We start from the raw sequence: 19,442 nt of genomic DNA, 5'->3' as shown, positions 1-19,442 counted from the left end.
TCTCCAAAGGAGAGGGAAACCAATTAGTTTCCTTGATAGTTAGACAGGTAGCAAACTATATACCCCCACTCCTTTGGAGAGGGCTGGGGAGAGGATAATAAAGCAGACACTCTTATCTTGACGCAGATACTAATGCTTTCGGAAACTTGAGCGACAAGCCCCCCTATTGCCAATAACCATAAATTTCGTTAAGTTTGGATTATGCCCGAGGTGATAGACAATAAAACTATTTTCACGCTTTCCGAAGTTGCGCGAAGCATCCAAAAAACTATTGCGGATCGCTACAAGAGCCTCTATTGGATAAAAGCAGAAATGAATAAACTCAACCATTATACGCATTCCGGACATTGTTATCCCGAACTGGTCGAGAAGAAAGAAGGCAAAGTTATCTCAGAAATGCGTTCTATTCTTTGGAAGACGGACTATCAGCGGATTAATCAGCATTTTATAAAAATATTGCAGGAGCCGCTCCGAGAAGGCATAACCATCCTTTTCCAAGCAGGTATATCCTACGACCCGATGTATGGTCTAAGTCTCAAAATTGTAGACATCGACCCGACTTTCGTCTTGGGAGAACTGGAAAAAGAGAAACGGGAAAGTATCCTGAGACTGCAAACGGAAGGACTTTTTGATGCCAACAAAAGACTGCCTTTTCCTTTGATTCCAAAACGTCTGGCTATCATATCCGTAGAAACTAGCAAAGGGTTGTCCGATTTCTTTAAGATTATACGCAATAACCCTTGGGGATACCTCTTGGAATGCACCTTGTATCCTGCTTTGTTGCAAGGCGATAAATCCATCGCTTCAATTATCAACCAGTTGAAGGTCATTGCAGAGAGAATAGAGGAATACGACGCTGTTGCCATTATCCGCGGTGGTGGTGGAGATGTCGGACTTTCGTCTTACAATAACTATCTGTTAGCCAAATCTATCGCAATATTCCCTATCCCTGTACTGACGGGTATTGGTCATTCCACCAACGAAACAGTAAGTGAAATGGTGGCATACAAAAATGCGATCACTCCCAGTGAACTAGCTGATTTCCTTATCCAGAAGTTCCATAATTTCGCCATACCAACGGATGAAGCCAAGCAACGGATTATCCTAGCCTGCCAAGCCATTTTCCAACAACAAGAAAATCGCTTGCAACAGATTTCCCAATCCCTGAACTGGAACGGAAAGTCCTTATTATCATCCGAGAAAAATAAACTTGCCAATATAGAACAGCGCTTACAACTCTTCAGTCGTCAGCTTTTAAAGGATCGGTTTTCCGAATTGGCACACCTCAGTCGTATCGTTAACATGGCGAATCCTACCCAATTGCTTAGACGCGGTTTTAGTATTACAAAGATCAATGGTAAAGCGATTACCAGTATCGAGCAGATACAGGAAAATGACGACATCGAAACTTGGGTTCATGATGGAAAAATCAACAGTAAAGTCACTCAAAAGAAGTCAACATAATGGAAACAAACTATACATATATCGACGCATTCAACGAGCTACAACGTATCGTTAGCGAAATCGAAACCGGCGAGACCAATATAGATGAGTTAACGGAGAAAATCCAACGTGCATCCGAGCTCATCACCATCTGCAAAGCTAAACTCATGGCCTCCGAAGCTGAAGTAGAGAAGCTTTTAAGTAAGCTTACCATGGAAGAAGAAAAAGCGGATGAAGAAGAATTTACCAACAGCGACGAAGAGGAATAGCGCCATGAAAGTCCTCAGTGCTGAGCAAATGAAAGTCGTTGACAAACAAACGATACAAGAGGAAGGTTTTCTGTCCATTGATTTAATGGAAACAGCTTCCACAGCTGTCGTAAGGCAACTCAACAAAGATTTCGACACTTCTCAGACCTCTTTTGTTATACTTTGTGGCATTGGAAATAACGGCGGGGATGGTTTGGCTATAGCCAGATTACTAACTGAGCAAGGGACTGATGTTACCATCTTTCTCCAACTGCATCAGCAATACTCTTCCGATAACATTATCAATCAGCAAAGATGCGCAGAGCATGACATAATGATTAGGTCCTTCCATATAGATGAACGGTTGTCCATTTCCCCGAATGCCATTGTTATAGATGCTCTGTATGGCTATGGGCTTTCTCGACCACTATCCGCAGATTGGGCATTTCTTATAGATAGCATCAACACTCTACCCAATACCGTCGTTGCTATTAATATGCCCTCAGGCCTTCAAGCAGACCAACATACAGACACACAAAGCCCCATTATCAAGGCAGATTATACCTACACTTTTCAAAGTCCAAAACTAGCCCTACTCCAACCAGCAAATGGGGAGTACATCGGTATCGTGACTGTCTTGGACATTAACCTAAGCCCTATAGCTATAGCACAACAACATAGCAGCTACCACTATATCACAATCGATTATGTAAAGCAGAGCATTCGCAAACCATCACACTTTTCCCATAAGGGAACTTTTGGACATGCTTTAATTCTTGGAGGTAGTTTTGGTAAGATGGGGGCTATGGTATTGAGCAGCAAAGCAGCCCTTCGCGCCGGTTGTGGACTCGTCTCCTGTTATATTCCCCGTTGTGGTTATACTGTACTGCAAACAGCGTTCCCTGAGGCAATGCTCATGACCGATGACAAAGAGCGAACACTATCTATCCCACCTGAGAACCTTTCGACTTATACGGCCCTCGGTGTAGGCATCGGTATGGGTACGTCCATCGAAGCCCAGGGCTTTTTACATAGCCTGTTAGCAAGTATCGGTCAACTGATTAATAAGCCTAGTTTGGTTTTAGATGCTGATGCACTCAATATACTCTCTTTCCACCCCGACTGGTTAACACTATTACCTGAGGGAAGCATACTAACGCCACATCCCAAAGAACTGGAAAGGTTGATTGGCCCATGGACTGATGATTTTAACAAATTGCAGAAGGTAAGAGTATTCGCTTCAAAATATAAGTCCATCGTTCTTATAAAAGGAGCAAATAGTGCAATTGTATTACCTCACGGAGATATTTACTTCAATTCTACCGGAAATTGGGGGATGGCAACAGCTGGCAGTGGCGATACACTCACTGGGATACTCACCTCTTTATTAGCGCAAAAATATACGCCCGAACAGGCTACTATACTTGGCGTTTTTCTCCATGGTTTAGCTGGAGATTTGGCTATTCAACAAATACATCCACACAGTCTGATTGCCTCAGATATTATAGCATATACCTCAAGTGCATGGAGATATCTATATAACCAAAACTGTACAAGATGAAAAAATTACTTCTATTTATTACCGTAATAACATCACTACTGTTACACGCACAAGAAGTAACTGTATTCAAGTCAGGCGATGATGGCTATGCCAGTTACCGCATCCCAGCCATTATCAAAAACAAGGCGGGTGAACTTATCGCCTTTGCCGAAGGACGCGTAGACCATGCGGGAGATTATGGCAATGTGGATCTTGTTTACAAAATTAGCAAAGACAAAGGCAAGACATGGGGGAAACTACAAATCGCTGCAGATTATGACCAACTACAAGCTGGTAATGCTGCTCCGGTGGTTGATCTATTGGACCCAAAATACCCACAGGGACGTATCTTCCTGTTTTACAACACCGGTAATGATCATGAACACGAGGTCAGAGCAGGAAAGGGATTACGCGAAGTATGGTATATCACATCGACAGACGGTGCGAATACCTGGTCGGAACCGATAAACATCACAGCACAGGTTCACCGACCTAACCAACCAGCATCTGACCCGACCTACACATTTGCCGAAGATTGGCGTGCTTATGCCAATACACCCGGGCATGCCTTGCAATTTGATTCGGGAAAGTACAAAGGCCGTCTATATATTCCTGCCAATCACTCCTCTGGCAATCCCAAAGAGGCGGGCAAGGATTATTTTGCCCACGCCTACTATTCGGACAATCATGGCCAGAGCTTCCATCTATCTGATAAGATTACTTTCGAGGGAGGAAACGAAACTATGGCTGCCCAGATCTCCGACACAGAACTGTACATGAACACCCGCAACCAGCAAGGCAATGTCCGCAACCGCATCGTTAGCTATTCCAGCGATGGTGGCGCAACCTGGGACACAACTTTCTACGATAGGAATCTCCCCGACCCTATTAATCAGGGAAGCACGCTCTCATGGAAAAAAGGCAAAAAATATATCCTTGCGGTCTGTAATGCCTCCGACGAGAAAAACAGAGATAATCTGACACTTCGCCTTTCTAAGGATAAAGGAAAGACCTGGTATTACAACAAGACCATTGCCAAAGCACCAGACGGTTATAAAGGTGCTTATGCGGCCTATTCTGACATCGTATTGATGAAAAAGAATCGGGTAGGTATACTCTATGAAAAGGACAATTATGAGACTATTGTTTTTACAGTGGAGAAAGTGAGGTAGGCGTTGTCGCTCAAGCTCTCCGTCTATCCTAACATCATATTCTTATACCCCCCCCCAAACACTTTTATCCTGAACAAGATAAGTCGAATGAAATAATAAGCGTGAATATTTCCGTACCTTTGTAAGCTATGTCAAAAAAATCTGCGGTAAACGCGAAATCATATATTCAGATTAAGGGGGCACTGGTCAATAACCTTAAAAATATTGACGTGGACATCCCTAAAAACAAGTTGATCGTCATTACAGGGATGTCCGGTTCCGGAAAATCTTCTTTGGCGTTTGACACCCTATATGCCGAAGGGCAGCGACGCTATGTCGAAAGTTTGTCTTCTTACGCCCGCCAGTTTATGGGCAGGATGAACAAACCCGAGGTCGACTATATCAAAGGCATCGCCCCCGCGATTGCCATTGAACAAAAAGTGATCACTTCAAACCCTCGTTCTACGGTAGGAACTTCAACGGAAATATACGATTATTTAAAACTGCTTTTTGCCCGTATCGGCAAAACTATTTCTCCTATATCCGGTAAAGAGGTCACCAAAGATTCCGTGTCTTCCATTGTGGACGAACTCAGCAACTATCCCGAAGATACAACCATCACCATTTTCGCCGAACTTACACCTTTAAACGGCCGTAAGCTAAAGGAAGAGTTATCTATTTTACTGCAAAAGGGTTTTGTAAGGATCTCATTTGAGGGCAAAATACAGAAAATAGAGAGCATCATTGAAGATACTTCCATCAAGAACAAAGACTTCAAAACAGGTGAAGTAGAAATCGTTGTAGACCGCATCCGTTTGGATAAGGAAGATGACACCCTAAGCCGTATCGCCGACTCTTTACAAACAGCTTTGTTTGAGGGAAAAGGAAGCTGCTATGTGGACATCGACGGCGAACGCCACCACTATTCTGATAAATTTGAATTGGACGGCATCACCTTCGAAGAACCTACACCCAATTTTTTCAGTTTCAACAATCCTTATGGCGCATGTAAACGCTGTGAAGGCTATGGCAAGGTTATCGGCATAGACCGAGACTTGGTCATTCCAGACAAAAGCAAATCTGTATACGATGGAGCCATAGCTCCTTGGCGTGGTGAAAAAATGGGGATGTGGTTAGATCGTTTGGTGAAAAATGCACTTAAGTTTGATTTTCCCATCCATCGGGCGTATGGCGATCTCACACCTGCTCAACAGGAGCTGCTTTGGACAGGCAACTCTTATTTCGGAGGCTTAAATGCTTTTTTTGAAGATTTAGAGCAACAAACTTATAAAATCCAGTATCGGGTTATGTTGTCCCGGTATCGCGGAAAAACATATTGCCCAGACTGTAAAGGTTCCCGACTACGAAAAGATGCTTCGTACGTAAAAATCAATGGTCAATCCATTACCGATATTGTGCTACTCCCCCTGCAGGAGGCCTTAGCATTTTTTCAACAGCTTAGCTTAACAGAAAGCGAACAACGCATCGCGAAAAGACTACTAGCCGAAATCGTGAGTCGCATACAATTCTTGTGCGATGTTGGATTGAGCTATCTCACATTGAACCGATTGAGCAATACGCTTTCGGGAGGAGAATCCCAACGCATCAATTTAGCCACGTCCTTGGGCAGTTCGCTTGTAGGCTCTATCTACGTACTGGACGAACCCAGTATAGGTTTACATCCACGCGATACACAGCGCTTGATTGGTGTTTTGAAATCTCTTCGAGATATAGGAAATACCGTTATCGTTGTGGAACATGAGCAAGAGATGATGGAAGCCGCGGATTATCTTGTTGATATTGGTCCTGAGGCTGGAATTAACGGTGGCGAGCTAGTATTTGCAGGTACGTATCAGGAAATCCTGCAAGATGAAAAAAGCCTGACAGGCAAATATCTTAACGGCGATTTGACAATTCCTGTTCCTTTCTCTCGCAGAAAATGGACAGACAGCCTAAAGATAAAAGGGGCCCGGGAAAACAACTTGAAAGGCATCGATGTGACCTTCCCCCTAAATGTTTTCACCGTTGTCTCAGGTGTCTCCGGCTCGGGAAAAACCTCCTTGGTTAAACGTATTTTATATCCAGCCATACAGAAAGCCATTGGTAATTATACAGGAGAGCAAACAGGTATATTTGATGCGCTGGAAGGCGATGTAAACCGCGTGGAACAAGTGGAATTAGTGGATCAAAACCCAATAGGTCGTTCTTCGCGTTCCAATCCGGTGACTTATGTCAAAGGCTGGGACGAAATCCGTGCTGTATATGCGGCTCTCCCTGCCGCTAAGGCTGGGGGGCTTAAGCCTGCAGCCTTCTCATTCAATGTGGAAGGGGGGCGTTGCGATGTCTGCCAAGGTGATGGCGAGGTCAAGATAGAAATGCAATTTATGGCTGACATTGTGCTGCCATGTGAAGCCTGTGGCGGCAAGCGATTTAAACAACATGTGCTTGACGTCGTCTATAAAGAAAAGTCTGTATCGGACATTCTGGACATGAGTGTTGATGAAGCTATATTATTCTTTGAGGATCAACCGAAGATATTGGCTAAAATCAAACCTTTACAGGATGTAGGATTAGGCTATGTGAAACTCGGACAACCCTCCAGCACCCTCTCGGGCGGAGAAGCACAACGGATTAAGTTGGCATCTTTCCTTATCAAAGGCAATAACAGCAAAAAAACGTTATTCATTTTTGATGAGCCTACAACAGGGCTACATTTTCACGATATCCAGAAGCTTCTTAAAGCATTTGATGCATTGATTGCATTGGACAACAGCATTTTGGTTATCGAGCACAACATGGAAATGATTAAATCAGCCGATTGGGTAATCGATATTGGTCCAGAAGGGGGGAATAACGGCGGAGTGGTTGTTTTTGAAGGCACACCAGAAAAATTGGCTGAATGTAACGAATCTTATACAGGAAAGTTTCTGAAAAATCACTTACATTTAACTTCTCAAACTTAAACAAAAATCTCATGTGGAAATCATTTATATCCGGTTTGTTGGGTGTTGGGTTGTTCCTTTCTGCGTCCGCCCAACCTGCACGACCAAAATTGGTCGTTGGTCTAATGGTCGACCAAATGCGTTGGGACTATCTTTATCGTTTTGCCGACCGTTATGGAGCAGATGGCTTTAACCGTTTGCTAAACGAAGGTTTTTCCTGCGAAAATAACGTCATCAACTATGTCCCTACCTTCACGGCAATCGGGCATAGTTCCGTTTATACAGGTTCTGTACCATCCATACACGGTATCGCCAGTAACGACTGGATTATCCAAAAGACTGGGCAAGCCATGTACTGCACACAGGATGATTATGTAAACGGTGTAGGTACATCCGAGACCGAAGGAAAGCAATCCCCGAGAAACCTTTTGGCATCGACCGTTACGGATGAGCTAAAATTGGCAACGAATTTTCAATCCAAAGTTATTGGTATTGCCATCAAAGATCGCGGGGGTATCCTTCCCGCAGGACATTTTGCCGACGCAGCCTATTGGTTTGAAAGCAAATCCGGCAATTGGATAAGTTCCACTTATTATATGGAGGAGCTTCCAAAATGGGTAAATGATTTTAACAGCCAGAAACTGGCCGATAAATACTTGAAACAAGATTGGCCCCCACTTTATCCTATTGGCACCTATAAAAATAGTATTGCCGATGACAACGACTATGAAGGGAAATGGGCTGGAGAAGAGACCCCCACACTGCCTCGCAAAACATCCGAACTCATGAAAGATGCCGGTTATGAATTAATTAAAACAACACCCGCAGGCAATACCCTGACATTAGACTTAGCCAAAGCAGCCATACAGAACGAAAAATTAGGGCACAACCCGACGGGAGCTACGGATTTTCTATGTGTGAGCCTATCGGCGACAGATTATGTTGGGCATCGTTACTCTCTTTCCTCTGTGGAGATTGAAGACATCTATCTACGACTAGATCAGGAGTTGGCAGAAATGCTGAACTATTTGGATAAAACTGTAGGCAAGGGCAACTATACCTTCTTCTTAACTGCTGACCATGCTGCATCCTTTAACCCACGCTTTTATATGGATCAGCGAGGAAATGGTGGCTATTTCTTTGCCCGCCAGCACCTACGTGAGTTAAATGAACATTTAGCCGAAAAATTTGGACATGAAAAATTAGTCCGTAGCCTGATGAACTATCAAGTGCATCTCAATTATGACGCTATTGAAGCCGCACAGCTAGACGAGGGAAAAATTAAAAAAGAAATCATCAAACAGCTTAAAGATGCAGAAGGTGTAGCTTATGTAGTGGACGTAGAAAGCGGAGAAAACATGATGCTACCGCTACCTATACGCGAAAAAATCATTAACGGCTATAACCGTAAAAACAGCGGCGCTATACAAGTCATAACCGAACCACAATGGTACGATGGCACACCACGTTCCACGGGAACAACCCACGGGACCTGGACGCCTTATGACTCGCATATACCTTTAGTGTTTATGGGCTGGGGTGTACAACATGGCGTTACCAACAAGGAGACACATATCACGGATATTGCCCCTACTATCGCCGCTTTGCTACATATCGCAGAACCAAACGGAAGCATTGGGAAGCCCATCGTAGAGGTCTTAGGACAATAGGCGTAAATTGCGTATCTTTGCAGGAAGAGCACAAATTAACAAAAAGGATAAACTATGCTTTCTAAGAAGACAAAGTACGCCATTAAGGCACTGATGGTTTTAGGTCGCAACTACGGCAAAGAACCTATGCAGATCGTAAAGATTGCCGAAGAGGAACGTATTCCTAAAAAATTCTTAGAGCAAATTCTTCTGGAAATGCGAAATGCCGGCATGCTCTACTCCAAAAAAGGGGCAGGTGGAGGTTATAGTCTAAACAAAGCTCCGGAAGATATCTTTCTTTCGCAGGTAATGCGTTTAATTGATGGGCCGATTGCCTTGTTGCCCTGTGTGAGTTTGAATTTCTACCGTTCTTGCGAAGAGTGTATTGAAGAAGGCGCCTGTGGTATTCGCGATACTTTTGTAGAAGTCCGTAACGCAATGTTGCAAATACTCAATGATACAAGTATCGCCCACCTTATCAATAAAGAAACAGAATTATCATTGGATAGTTCACATATAAAACTCTAAAAAGATGGGGCATTTTAATTAAAATGCCCCATCTTTTTACAACACCTCCATCAACTTCTCAAAAGCCATCCCTCGCGAAGCTTTCAGCAGAACCATACAGCCCTTTAAGGGTTTCTCAATCAAAGCCGTCTTCGCTTCTTCTGTTGTTTCATAGAATTGTGCCGCATCATTACGCTGTGCATAAAAAGCCTTTCCGACAAAGATAACTCGGTCTACACCCAACGATAAAGCCTTCTCAATGACTTTACGATGCTCTTCGGTGGACTCTTCCCCCATCTCAAACATATCACCGAGGATAATCACTTTCTTATTCCCTGCGATCACGGCTATATTATCCAATGCCGCGGCCATACTGCTAGCGTTCGCATTGTAGTAATCGGCAATAACAGTATTGTCCGCAGTTTTCGTAATCTGTGAGCGGTTGTTTGTCGGGACATAGCCTTCTACTCCGGCATTAATCTCCGTTGCTGTCAATCCAAAATAATCTCCTACCGCCACAGCCGCTAATATATTTTCCGTATTATACGAACCGGTAAGATGTGTCGTAATCTTATAATCCGTTCCTCCATTTTTATGCCAGGAAACAGTTAGAAAGGGATTAGCGATCTCCAGTCTGCCGATAATATCATTACCTTCCGAAAAACCATACCGCACGACCTTATTTACCCCACGTGCTTGCTCCATTTCAACCAGGTGAGCATTATCCGCCTGCAAAAATAGAACACCATCATGCGATTTCAAGTAATCATATAGCTCGCCTTTGGTCTTTTTCACGCCTTCAAAAGAACCAAAACCTTCCAGATGTGCTTTTCCCACATTGGTAATCAAACCGTGTGTAGGTTCTGCCAAACCACATAAAAAAGCAATTTCTTCAGGATGGTTTGCTCCCATTTCGATAATCGCCGCTTCTACATCCTCGCTAATAGACAGCAAGGTCAACGGCACGCCTATATGATTGTTGAGATTTCCTTTTGTAGCTAATACACGGAACTTCTGCGACAGCACCGCGTACAACAGCTCTTTTGTGGTTGTCTTACCATTCGTCCCGGTTACACCTATAAACGGAATATGCAATTGCTTGCGGTGATGATTCGCCAGTTGCTGTAATGCCTGCAACACATCGTCCACCAGGATATAACGTTCATCCTTCTGGTATTGCGCTTCGTCAATAACGACATATCTTGCCCCCAAAGACAAAGCCTCTTCCGCAAAAGTATTCGCGTTAAACCGTTCGCCTTTTAAAGCAAAGAAAATACTGTCAGGAAGAATATTCCGGGTATCGGTACAAACCCTAGGGTATTGTCGGTACAGTCTGTAAAGCTCATCAATATGCATAACGCAAAAGTAGTAATAAGTGGTCAGATTAGAGGATGGATATGGGAAATTGATAGTTGCCTGTAATCAGATATAGTAGACTTCCGAAGTTTCTGAAAACCCAGATCCCAAATGTCACATTATCCACAATTCAAAGTGAAACTTCGGAAGTCTTCAACAGATTTATCACTTCAATTGAAAAGCCTTTACACTATTGTTATTAAAAGTCGGGATATAAACTTTTTTCGTCTTCGCGTCATAACCTAAATCTGCCGTATTCATCTTACCTCGAACATCTAACAGCTTTTCAAACTCGCCATTAGCTTTCACATAATACACCAAACCGCCCCAGCAGGTCACCAGAAAATCACCATTTCCGACAGGTTCCAATCCATCCCCACCCAGTTCAAAACCTTTGGCAATTACCGTATGGTTCTTTTGAGCATCAATTTTCCACAATTCCGGACCAACTAAAGCATACAGGAAACCATCGACAAACTTCAGCCCATTGACGGCAGTGGTGTTGTCAAGAAACAGTTGTGGCTGGTCATTGCGCAATGTATATATTTTGTTTTCCCGCGTGTCCGAAACATAAACCACGCCGTTGTCATCCACAGTTACATCATTTAGGAAAGTCGATCCCGGAACTTCAATTTCATTGATAACATTCCCGGTGATGATGTCAATCACCACCATTTTGGTAATGTCCGCTACGTACAACAAATCCTTGTATAATGCCAATCCCTTAGGCGCATCCAGTTCAGTTACCCACTCCTTATCTTTTATGCTTCCGTCCGGATTCAATAGAGCTACACCACCTTTCCCGTCTTTCGCACTCCCATCTCCATCAATTAATGACACGTACAATACGTTGTTAGAACCCGAATAAAGAACAGATTCAGGCGTTGGTAAATCCTTTGTTTCCCATAGCGGGGCAAGTTGTTTCTGTGCAAAAAGCGATGCGCTCAACAAAGAAGCAACGCAGGCAAGTACTAATTTCTTCATAATAAATCTGCTAAAAACCTTCAATTAAAATCGTCCCCGACAATCGTTTTCGTAAAAAAATATGGTTTAAGATACGGCATTTATTAATAAAATTTCCAATTTTTAAACAAATTAAAACGACGTTTCCACAAAACATGCAGAATTTTTTAGACGATAACTTTTTATTACATAACGATATAGCAGAAGATTTGTTTCATAATTATGCCAAATCTCAACCAATTATCGATTATCACAACCATTTATCCCCTCAGGAAGTAGCAGAAAATAAAAAGTTTGAGAATCTCACTCAAGCCTGGTTATATGGCGACCATTACAAATGGCGGGCTATGCGCGCAAATGGCATAGATGAGCATTATATCACGGGACAGGCTTCGGACAAAGAAAAGTTTCTGAAATGGGCAGAAACGGTTCCCTATACTGTTCGCAATCCACTGTATCATTGGACACATTTAGAATTGCAACGTTATTTTGGCATAACGGAATTGTTGTCGCCCAAAACCGCAGAAAACATCTACGAGCAAGCCTCTGCACAATTGCAGGCGGAGACGCACAGCACAAGGGACTTACTTCAGCAGATGAATGTTAAAGTGATATGTACAACAGATGATCCCATTGACAGCTTAATCCATCACCAGACTTTTGCCCAAGAACAAAGTAGTTTCCAGATGTTTCCAGCTTTCCGCCCGGACAAAGCGATGCAGACAGAACAACCGCAGGTCTTTAATACGTATATCGATAAGCTGGCGGAAGTCTCCAATCGGGAAATATCGGATTTCCAAACATACCTCGACGCATTGAAAGCACGTCATGATTTTTTTGCCACGCAAGGTTGCTGTGTGTCCGACCACGGATTGTCCCATCTCTATGCTGATGATTATACAGAAGACGAAGTCGCGCAGATATTTCAGAAAATACGGAAACAGGAGCTCATCACAACCGAGGAATGCAATAAATTCAAATCGGCCATGTTGGTCTATTTTGCGGAATGGGATCATGAAAAAGGCTGGGTACAGCAGTATCATGTAGGGGCTTTCCGTAATACCAACTCCAGAAAGTTCAACGAATTAGGTGCTGACACGGGTTGGGATAGTATTGGAGACTTCAAGCAAGGAGAAGCCTTAGTAAGGTTTCTGGATCGGCTGGATAAAGAAAATAAATTGGCGAAGACTATTCTTTATAACCTCAATGCCGTAGACAACGACCTTTTTGCGGCTATGACCGGGAACTTTAACGATGGTTCTGTAGTCGGCAAGATACAATTTGGTTCAGCTTGGTGGTTTCACGACCAACTCGATGGCATGACCAAACAAATCAACGCATTATCCAACATCGGTCTAATCAGTCGATTTATAGGGATGTTAACGGATTCCCGCAGTTTTCTATCTTTTCCAAGACATGAGTATTTCCGAAGATTGCTCTGCAACATTTTTGCTGAAGACATACAGAAAGGTTTAATACCCAACGATATTCCGTGGATCGGTAGTATGATTGCAGACATCTGTTACCATAACGCGAAAAATTATTTCCCTTTTAATGATTCAGCGGTTTAAACCGCTGAATCATTAAATTTCCTCTTCCTGTATCCACTTTGGAACATCAGGCGCTTTATAATTCTCCATTTTTTCCAGAAGCTCTTCAATGGTATCCGCGACAAGCAACATCTCGCGGTTTCCCTTTTTCAACAGTTCCGATTCCACCATATTGTCTATAAAAGCCAAGAGATGGTCGTAAAAGCCATCTGTATTTAACAGACCAACAGGCTTTTGGTGCAGACCTAACTGCGCCCAAGTAATCATCTCGAACAACTCCTCCATTGTACCAAAACCACCTGGCAGTGCGATGATGCCGTCACTTCGTTCATTCATGATTCTCTTCCTGTCGTGCATACTCTCTACGGTTATTAGCTCCGTAACACCATTATGCTCCCTTTCTTTAGAATTGAGGAAGTGCGGAATAATACCGACAACCTTTCCTCCGGCTTCTAAAGCTCCATTCGCCACGGCCCCCATCAATCCTACTTTACCACCCCCATACACCAGCGTAATGCCTCGAACAGCAAATGTCCGGCCTACGTGTGTTGCCTCTTCACTGAACACTTGTTTACTACCCAAGCTGGATGCACAAAAAACAACTATACTTCTCAATGCCATATCAAAAAACTCTATATTTTCTTCCCCACAAGATAAAAAAATACCGCAGAAATTCCTCCTGCGGTAAAAACTAAACATATAAACAAAACATATTCCTTACATGGCCCGGCTTTTCTCTTCCGAGTCGCCACCATTTCTTCTCATCTGCTGTTTGAGGTTACCGAATTTGTATGTATAGGTCAGACGAATAGAACGACTATCATGATATTGACGAATCTTCGCATTGTATGAAGCAAAATCCGTTGATAGATTGTTTTTCTGGGTTCTGAAAATATCCGTACCAGCTAATTTCAAAGAATGCCGTCCTTCCTTGAAGTTATAATTCACCCCTAAATCCATCCCCCAGCGCGCATGTATCCTGTATACATTGTACAGAAATGGACTGCTGTAGTTAACGGACATCTCCGCTGAGAAAGCGGGGGATATTCTAAAGTTGTTCATACTTCTTCCTTGGAAAAACACAGAACCATCATTGATATAAGAACCCGCTATCGGCCCTTTGAATGTCATATAAATTGTTGTCAAATTATTGTTCATCGTCCAGAACTTGCCTATCCGGAATGGTGCATTGATATTCAGATACGATGTGGTCGATTCCCCAAGGTTATCCCGTGTCACCCAGGCTTTACCCGACACCGAATCCTGATCAAGGCTCTCCACGATAGCATCCCTACTAATATCCGTTCCCAAAGTGAAGTTAAACATCTTAAAGGCGGTATAGTTCAATGTAATGCCGTTCGTATATTGCGGATTCAGATAAGGATTACCACGCTGCGAAGTGAATTTATCAATAAAGTACTCAAAAGGATTTAAAAAGCGGTAATTTGGTCTGGACACCTTTCTTGCATAACTCAGCGATAGCACATGGTTCTCATTTACAGTATAACCCACATTTGCCGATGGGAAAATGTCGAAGTAATCCCTTTTCACTCGGCTATCCAACGTAATGGAATGACCATCTGAAACCGTATATTCTCCACGCAAGCCCAACTTCACACTCATTTTACCAAATGCCTGGCTATAGTCTATGTAACCTGCGCTGATTTGTTCCGTGTAAACAAAGTGGTTTGGCCGGCCGGCATAATCCTGCCATTGCCCGTTGACAAAATGCTCAAATTGCAGGTCGTTATCCGATTTTACATTGCTGTATTTCAGCCCGGACTCAAATTTTGCCTTCCCGATAGTCTTAGTAAAGTCCAGTTTTCCGACATAAATATCTATTTTCACAGGTGTGCCCGTCCACTCCAGTTCCGGATCATATTTTAACGAGCCGTCAGGTAAATATGTACGGTACTCATAATGGTTGTCCGCATCGGTACGGAATGCACTCCAATCCAAATCCAAAACCAGTTTTCCACCAAGTGTATCTACTTTTAATTCGTTGTTAAAGTTCAAGGAATAGCGGTTAAACGGCCTGTCCTGCAAGGAGTTGGAATGTAAGATTGAGTCCACGGATTGTAAACTGGAACCGATATTCGTAATACTACTGTTCTCAGAATCTTCCACTTCATTAATCCCTGAAAACTGCAACACCATCGTATTCCTATCAGAAGTTTTCTGCTCCACACCAATCCTATAATTATGGGTTTTATCAAGCTCTTTCATGGTAGCATCCTGATTAAAAACACGGTCGCCTTCCACCGCAGGAATAACACGCTCAATATCAATATCATACTGATTCTTATTCCTTGTAAATCCATAAGAGCCAAAAACTGTCGTATTCTCCTTTTTGTAATTCAAGTTCAATGAGCTGTTGCCTCTTGCATGACGACCATAACCCGCGCTGGCTTGAAAAGTTCCGTTAAAACCTTCTAAACGATTTTTCTTTAGCACAATGTTAATGGAGCCTACCGTTCCTTCAGCATCGTCTTTTGCAGACCGGGTTGTACTCACCTCAATGCTCTTTATTTGGTCGCCATTCATGGACTTTAATAATGCTGTCAATTGCTCGCCCGACATATAGGTTTGGCGGCCATCAATGGTCACGTTAATTCCTGCCTGCCCCATAAGCTGTAGGTTTTCGTCTTTATCTACGCTAACACCTGGTGCCCGTTGCACCACCTCAAAAGCTGTATTCCCTGCTGCCAATGTAGAATTTTCGACATTAAGCACCAACTTTCCATCCCGCTGCTGAACCAAAGGTACACGCCCTTCCACCGCTACTTCTGCAATAGTTTTGGCTTCTGGTTTCAGTATGATAGCATCCATTTTAACGGCCTGATCGTTCAATGAGAAAGTCGTGGATTTATATAATTGAAAGCCTACGGAAGTTACTTGTACAATAAATTCGCCGTGCGGTACATTTTTGAATGTATAGCCCCCCGATTCATCTGTAAGTGTCGTTTTCATCAACGCTTCGGATTTAGCAGTTAAAAGGTAAACAGAAGCTCCTTCAATTGGGTTATTATCTTCGGAAACAATTTTCCCTGTCACATCATGTTGTTGTGCAAAACTGCTCATCGTAACCCATAGAAAACATAAGGTTACGGATAAATAATGGTAGATTTTTTTCATAGTTTTTAGTCAAAAGATTTCCCGGGAGCTATCCGAAAAGATGTTATCCATCATTTCAAGACAGCTCCAGATGAAATATAAATAGTTGTGTTAATCTGTTTTTAGTCTTCCTTTGTATTAATCTCGACCTTCTTATCCTTTACTTCAATAGTCAAATTTGAACCGTCTATGCGGATAACGGAGTCTTGCTTAATTTCTTCTTTAGTTGCTTTCACCTCTTCTACATTTTCTTCTTGTTCTTTTTCTACGGGAGCCTGTTTTGTACATACAAGACCTGTTTTTGTCATTACCCACTCTGTGTACTTTTGCTGATGGTTATCCGGATAATTCACCCAGCAATCATAATAAGAAATATCCCTCAGCTTATGTTCAATCTCTCGATGTAGTACAACTTTAGACCCGACTGGTAAGAAGACGATAGAACGTACGGATTGGTCGCGTTCCAAAGGATTATTTTTTAAAATAAAATGACTTGGAAATAAAATTGTGTTTCCTTCTTGTACAGCTTCATACAAAATATTACCAGCACGTTCAGCAGCCAGGTTATAGGTTCTGCCTTTTGCCGAATAATTATACTGGATATATGGCTGTGCTAAAGAATCCAAACTTTCAAATTGAATACCGATATTACCATGTAGGTATTTTCTAAAATCCTGACCATCGAATTGTATATTAAATTTTGATTTCAAAGAATCCTTCTCGTTTGTATCTAAAATACGCACATCCTTCTCCGTAAAGTAGTACACCTCCTGTTTGCTAATATTTTTCTGTACATTGATTTTGCTCTCTTCTCGGAAATCCTGCGCAGCATAAACACAATAGTAAATAACACCAATAACAGAAACTATCCAAACAGCAAACATCGTCAATGCCGCATAATTGTTCATCTTGTCGGTTTTGAACAAGATGCGCACCAGCAGGAAGAACAGAGCCAAAAATGGGATAATTATCGCGAGGAAGCCAAAGGTCAACGCTATAAGCGCTTCGTCATTCGTCAATACTTCTAATGGCGGAAAGAACATCGGGTTTTCTAAACCGAACAGGTTCATCAGGTTGAACACATAGAAGATAAAAAGTCCTAAAATACTCAATCCAGTATTAATCAGCATCAACCAAGCGATCAACTTGCCAATCAGACCTAGACAGCCTCCCAAGACAGTTCCTGCCTTACGTGCGCCTCTGCTGATTTGTTCACCCGCACCCGAAAGGCTATCTGAAAAACCCTTTGCTTCCTCATCGAAAGATCTTTTAAAGTTCTGCAAATTCGGAGCTTCACCACGCATCGCCATTTTATCAGCACGGGTTGTAGCCTCCGGCATCACAATCCACAATACGGCATACACCAAAAAACCGGATCCACCAATCAATACAAAAAGCACCAACAGAATACGAATCCACCGCGGATCCATAGCAAAATAATGTGCCAAGCCACTACAAACCCCACCCAAAATTTTATCGTCAGGGTCACGCATCAGCTTTTTGCCGAAATGCGTATCTGTAGGCTGCTCCTCTTTCTCTGATTGCTGATAGCTCTCGCCTGCACTCTCCTCACTTTCTTCGAAATCGCTAACACGCCCCATCTGCGTGATAACCTGTTGCACATCTTCTAAATTGATGACTTCTTTTCTACCTGTCTCGATACGCTCGCTGAACATCTCAGCAATACGGTTCTCAATATCTTCCAGGATTTCCTTGCTCTCTGAAGTATTCCCAAAGTGCTTTTTGATTTCGATCATATAGGACCGAAGCGTCTCGTACGCATCCTCCTCAATGTGAAAAACAATGCTGTTTATGTTTATAATAATGGTCTTGTTCATGACTTTGTTTTGCTTTGTATGTTTACGTCTCCGTTAATTTCTTCCTTCCAAAGAGGTCTCCACGGCGAAAACCAGTTCGCGCCAAGTGACGTCCAGTTGCTCCAAAACTTGACGCCCTTCGTCTGTAATCTGATAATATTTACGAGGAGGCCCCGAAGTGGACTCTTTCCAGTTATAGCTCAAGAGTCCGTTATTCTTTAATCTGGTCAGTAGCGGGTATAATGTCCCCTCCACCACCAGCAATTGTGCCTTTTTCAACTCGCTGATAATATCTGAGGCATAGATTTCCCCTCGGGAAATTATAGAAAGGATACAGTATTCCAGTATCCCCTTCCTCATTTGGATTTGTGTATTTTCAGCTATCATAACAATACAAAGATATATGTTTAATACTGTACTATGCAATACATAGTACTATAAAAATTAAAAAATAAACATAACTACCTGATTATAAGCGAAATAATTTTTATTAAAAATTTACAAACAAACCCAACAGGTACAATTATGGCCTAAAATTTCAGTAGAAAAACATAGAAACCATATAGGTTTGTGAACATTTTCTTTGAAACTTCATAAATAAAACCGACTTTAGAATCATGTTGAAATACCTTTTAAACTATTCATGGGCTATTCTTTGGGGTATCCTTATGTTGGTACTGATGAGCATGCCTTCCAGTGATCTACCTAGCACATCTTATTTTGAAGGGTTTGATAAAATGGCGCATTGTGGTTTTTTCTTTGTCTTTACGGTATTACTCCTCTTCGGGGCAACTATACAATCTAAACGCAGGGTTTCCAAGATAAGAACGATTATACTCACCGCAATTATTGCTATTTTTGTGGCGTTCCTCAGCGAAGCTATACAATATTACCTTTCACTGGGCAGACAGGCAGACTGGTGGGATATTTTTGCAGATGGAGTAGGTATTGGAATGGCGCTTTTTGCTTACCTATTGTTGTATCAGAACAGGGCTTCTTATTAGCAGGCTTTTAGGAAATAAGTTCAATATCTGCGGACAAAAACATTTAGAATGAAAAAAAGAGTTGCATATATCTTAATCATTTTGGCAAGCTTAGCTTCGTTAAGTTCTTGCTCCATTTTTAAGAAAGATTGTGGATGTCCTTCCGCCCATGGTGGTAA

The 19,442-nt window shown here is 42.4% G+C and carries 15 protein-coding genes; 9 read left to right on the top strand and 6 right to left on the bottom strand.

Going from position 1 to position 19,442, the window contains the following annotated elements:
* Nucleotides 1-201: 201 nt before the first annotated feature.
* The 7 genes from xseA to BM375_RS12375 all read left to right on the top strand — a co-directional run bounded on the left by xseA (nt 202) and on the right by BM375_RS12375 (nt 9,501).
* Nucleotides 202-1,464 (top strand): exodeoxyribonuclease VII large subunit, encoded by a 1,263-nt coding sequence (gene xseA, locus BM375_RS12405; protein ID WP_093366489.1) that lies wholly within the window; start codon nt 202-204, stop codon nt 1,462-1,464.
* Nucleotides 1,464-1,712, top strand: a complete 249-nt coding sequence (xseB, locus tag BM375_RS12400) for an exodeoxyribonuclease VII small subunit (RefSeq protein WP_093366488.1) — start codon at nt 1,464-1,466, stop codon at nt 1,710-1,712. The genes xseA and xseB overlap by 1 nt, the downstream gene beginning before the upstream one ends.
* Nucleotides 1,675-3,252: an NAD(P)H-hydrate dehydratase gene (locus BM375_RS12395; RefSeq protein WP_093366486.1), complete on the top strand. Its 1,578-nt coding sequence runs from the start codon at nt 1,675-1,677 to the stop codon at nt 3,250-3,252. The genes xseB and BM375_RS12395 overlap by 38 nt, the downstream gene beginning before the upstream one ends.
* A complete protein-coding gene (locus tag BM375_RS12390; protein WP_093366485.1) occupies nt 3,249-4,403 on the top strand; it encodes a sialidase family protein in 1,155 nt (384 codons plus the stop codon). The genes BM375_RS12395 and BM375_RS12390 overlap by 4 nt, the downstream gene beginning before the upstream one ends.
* A 128-nt stretch (nt 4,404-4,531) precedes the next feature.
* Complete coding sequence (uvrA, locus tag BM375_RS12385; RefSeq protein ID WP_093366483.1) at nt 4,532-7,345, top strand: excinuclease ABC subunit UvrA; 2,814 nt, start codon at nt 4,532-4,534, stop codon at nt 7,343-7,345.
* 11 nt (nt 7,346-7,356) lie between these two features.
* Entirely contained in the window at nt 7,357-8,994 is a 1,638-nt protein-coding gene (gene pafA / locus BM375_RS12380; RefSeq protein WP_093366482.1) for an alkaline phosphatase PafA, read from the top strand.
* Nucleotides 8,995-9,048: 54 nt separating this feature from the next.
* The gene (locus BM375_RS12375) at nt 9,049-9,501 is read left to right on the top strand and encodes an RrF2 family transcriptional regulator (protein WP_093366480.1); all 453 of its coding nucleotides are present in this window, start codon (nt 9,049-9,051) and stop codon (nt 9,499-9,501) included.
* Nucleotides 9,502-9,537: 36 nt separating this feature from the next.
* Here the strand turns inward: BM375_RS12375 and BM375_RS12370 are convergent, their stop codons facing one another.
* Nucleotides 9,538-10,836, bottom strand: coding sequence for a UDP-N-acetylmuramoyl-tripeptide--D-alanyl-D-alanine ligase (locus tag BM375_RS12370; protein WP_093366479.1), 1,299 nt, complete (start codon nt 10,834-10,836; stop codon nt 9,538-9,540).
* Between the two features lie 165 nt (nt 10,837-11,001).
* Nucleotides 11,002-11,820 carry an SMP-30/gluconolactonase/LRE family protein gene (locus BM375_RS12365; RefSeq protein ID WP_093366477.1) on the bottom strand — a complete coding sequence of 273 codons (819 nt, stop codon included), beginning with the start codon at nt 11,818-11,820 and terminating at the stop codon, nt 11,002-11,004.
* Between the two features lie 134 nt (nt 11,821-11,954).
* On the opposite strand from BM375_RS12365, the gene uxaC reads away from it, so the two are divergent.
* Nucleotides 11,955-13,370 carry a glucuronate isomerase gene (gene uxaC / locus BM375_RS12360; protein ID WP_093366476.1) on the top strand — a complete coding sequence of 472 codons (1,416 nt, stop codon included), beginning with the start codon at nt 11,955-11,957 and terminating at the stop codon, nt 13,368-13,370.
* 12 nt (nt 13,371-13,382) lie between these two features.
* Here uxaC and BM375_RS12355 read toward each other — a convergent pair whose 3' ends face one another.
* From BM375_RS12355 to BM375_RS12340, 4 genes are all read right to left on the bottom strand, one after another.
* Nucleotides 13,383-13,970, bottom strand: coding sequence for an LOG family protein (locus BM375_RS12355; protein ID WP_093366614.1), 588 nt, complete (start codon nt 13,968-13,970; stop codon nt 13,383-13,385).
* Between the two features lie 96 nt (nt 13,971-14,066).
* A complete protein-coding gene (locus tag BM375_RS12350; protein WP_093366474.1) occupies nt 14,067-16,484 on the bottom strand; it encodes a TonB-dependent receptor domain-containing protein in 2,418 nt (805 codons plus the stop codon).
* Nucleotides 16,485-16,585: 101 nt separating this feature from the next.
* A complete protein-coding gene (locus BM375_RS12345) occupies nt 16,586-18,301 on the bottom strand; it encodes a PspC domain-containing protein (RefSeq protein WP_093366473.1) in 1,716 nt (571 codons plus the stop codon).
* A 33-nt stretch (nt 18,302-18,334) separates the two neighbouring features.
* Nucleotides 18,335-18,667 carry a PadR family transcriptional regulator gene (locus BM375_RS12340; RefSeq protein ID WP_093366471.1) on the bottom strand — a complete coding sequence of 111 codons (333 nt, stop codon included), beginning with the start codon at nt 18,665-18,667 and terminating at the stop codon, nt 18,335-18,337.
* Between the two features lie 230 nt (nt 18,668-18,897).
* Here BM375_RS12340 and BM375_RS12335 point away from each other — a divergent pair, with 230 nt between their 5' ends.
* Complete coding sequence (locus BM375_RS12335; protein WP_244525897.1) at nt 18,898-19,284, top strand: VanZ family protein; 387 nt, start codon at nt 18,898-18,900, stop codon at nt 19,282-19,284.
* The last annotated feature ends 158 nt before the right edge of the window (nt 19,285-19,442 follow it).

Source organism: Sphingobacterium wenxiniae, from assembly GCF_900116225.1.
In the GTDB taxonomy this organism is placed as follows: Bacteria; Bacteroidota; Bacteroidia; order Sphingobacteriales; family Sphingobacteriaceae; genus Sphingobacterium; species Sphingobacterium wenxiniae.
Note: the sequence above shows the minus strand (reverse complement) of the source record. Positions and strands in the feature narration are given on the sequence as shown.

Bases quoted from the DNA above. Each gene is read 5' to 3' on its own strand.
- xseA (WP_093366489.1), top strand. From the start codon at position 202: ATGCCCGAGGTGATAGACAATAAAACTATTTTCACGCTTTCCGAAGTT.
- xseB (WP_093366488.1), top strand. From the start codon at position 1,464: ATGGAAACAAACTATACATATATCGACGCATTCAACGAGCTACAACGT.
- BM375_RS12395 (WP_093366486.1), top strand. From the start codon at position 1,675: ATGAAGAAGAATTTACCAACAGCGACGAAGAGGAATAGCGCCATGAAA.
- BM375_RS12390 (WP_093366485.1), top strand. From the start codon at position 3,249: ATGAAAAAATTACTTCTATTTATTACCGTAATAACATCACTACTGTTA.
- uvrA (WP_093366483.1), top strand. From the start codon at position 4,532: ATGTCAAAAAAATCTGCGGTAAACGCGAAATCATATATTCAGATTAAG.
- pafA (WP_093366482.1), top strand. From the start codon at position 7,357: ATGTGGAAATCATTTATATCCGGTTTGTTGGGTGTTGGGTTGTTCCTT.
- BM375_RS12375 (WP_093366480.1), top strand. From the start codon at position 9,049: ATGCTTTCTAAGAAGACAAAGTACGCCATTAAGGCACTGATGGTTTTA.
- BM375_RS12370 (WP_093366479.1), bottom strand. From the start codon at position 10,836: ATGCATATTGATGAGCTTTACAGACTGTACCGACAATACCCTAGGGTT.
- BM375_RS12365 (WP_093366477.1), bottom strand. From the start codon at position 11,820: ATGAAGAAATTAGTACTTGCCTGCGTTGCTTCTTTGTTGAGCGCATCG.
- uxaC (WP_093366476.1), top strand. From the start codon at position 11,955: ATGCAGAATTTTTTAGACGATAACTTTTTATTACATAACGATATAGCA.
- BM375_RS12355 (WP_093366614.1), bottom strand. From the start codon at position 13,970: ATGGCATTGAGAAGTATAGTTGTTTTTTGTGCATCCAGCTTGGGTAGT.
- BM375_RS12350 (WP_093366474.1), bottom strand. From the start codon at position 16,484: ATGAAAAAAATCTACCATTATTTATCCGTAACCTTATGTTTTCTATGG.
- BM375_RS12345 (WP_093366473.1), bottom strand. From the start codon at position 18,301: ATGAACAAGACCATTATTATAAACATAAACAGCATTGTTTTTCACATT.
- BM375_RS12340 (WP_093366471.1), bottom strand. From the start codon at position 18,667: ATGATAGCTGAAAATACACAAATCCAAATGAGGAAGGGGATACTGGAA.
- BM375_RS12335 (WP_244525897.1), top strand. From the start codon at position 18,898: ATGTTGAAATACCTTTTAAACTATTCATGGGCTATTCTTTGGGGTATC.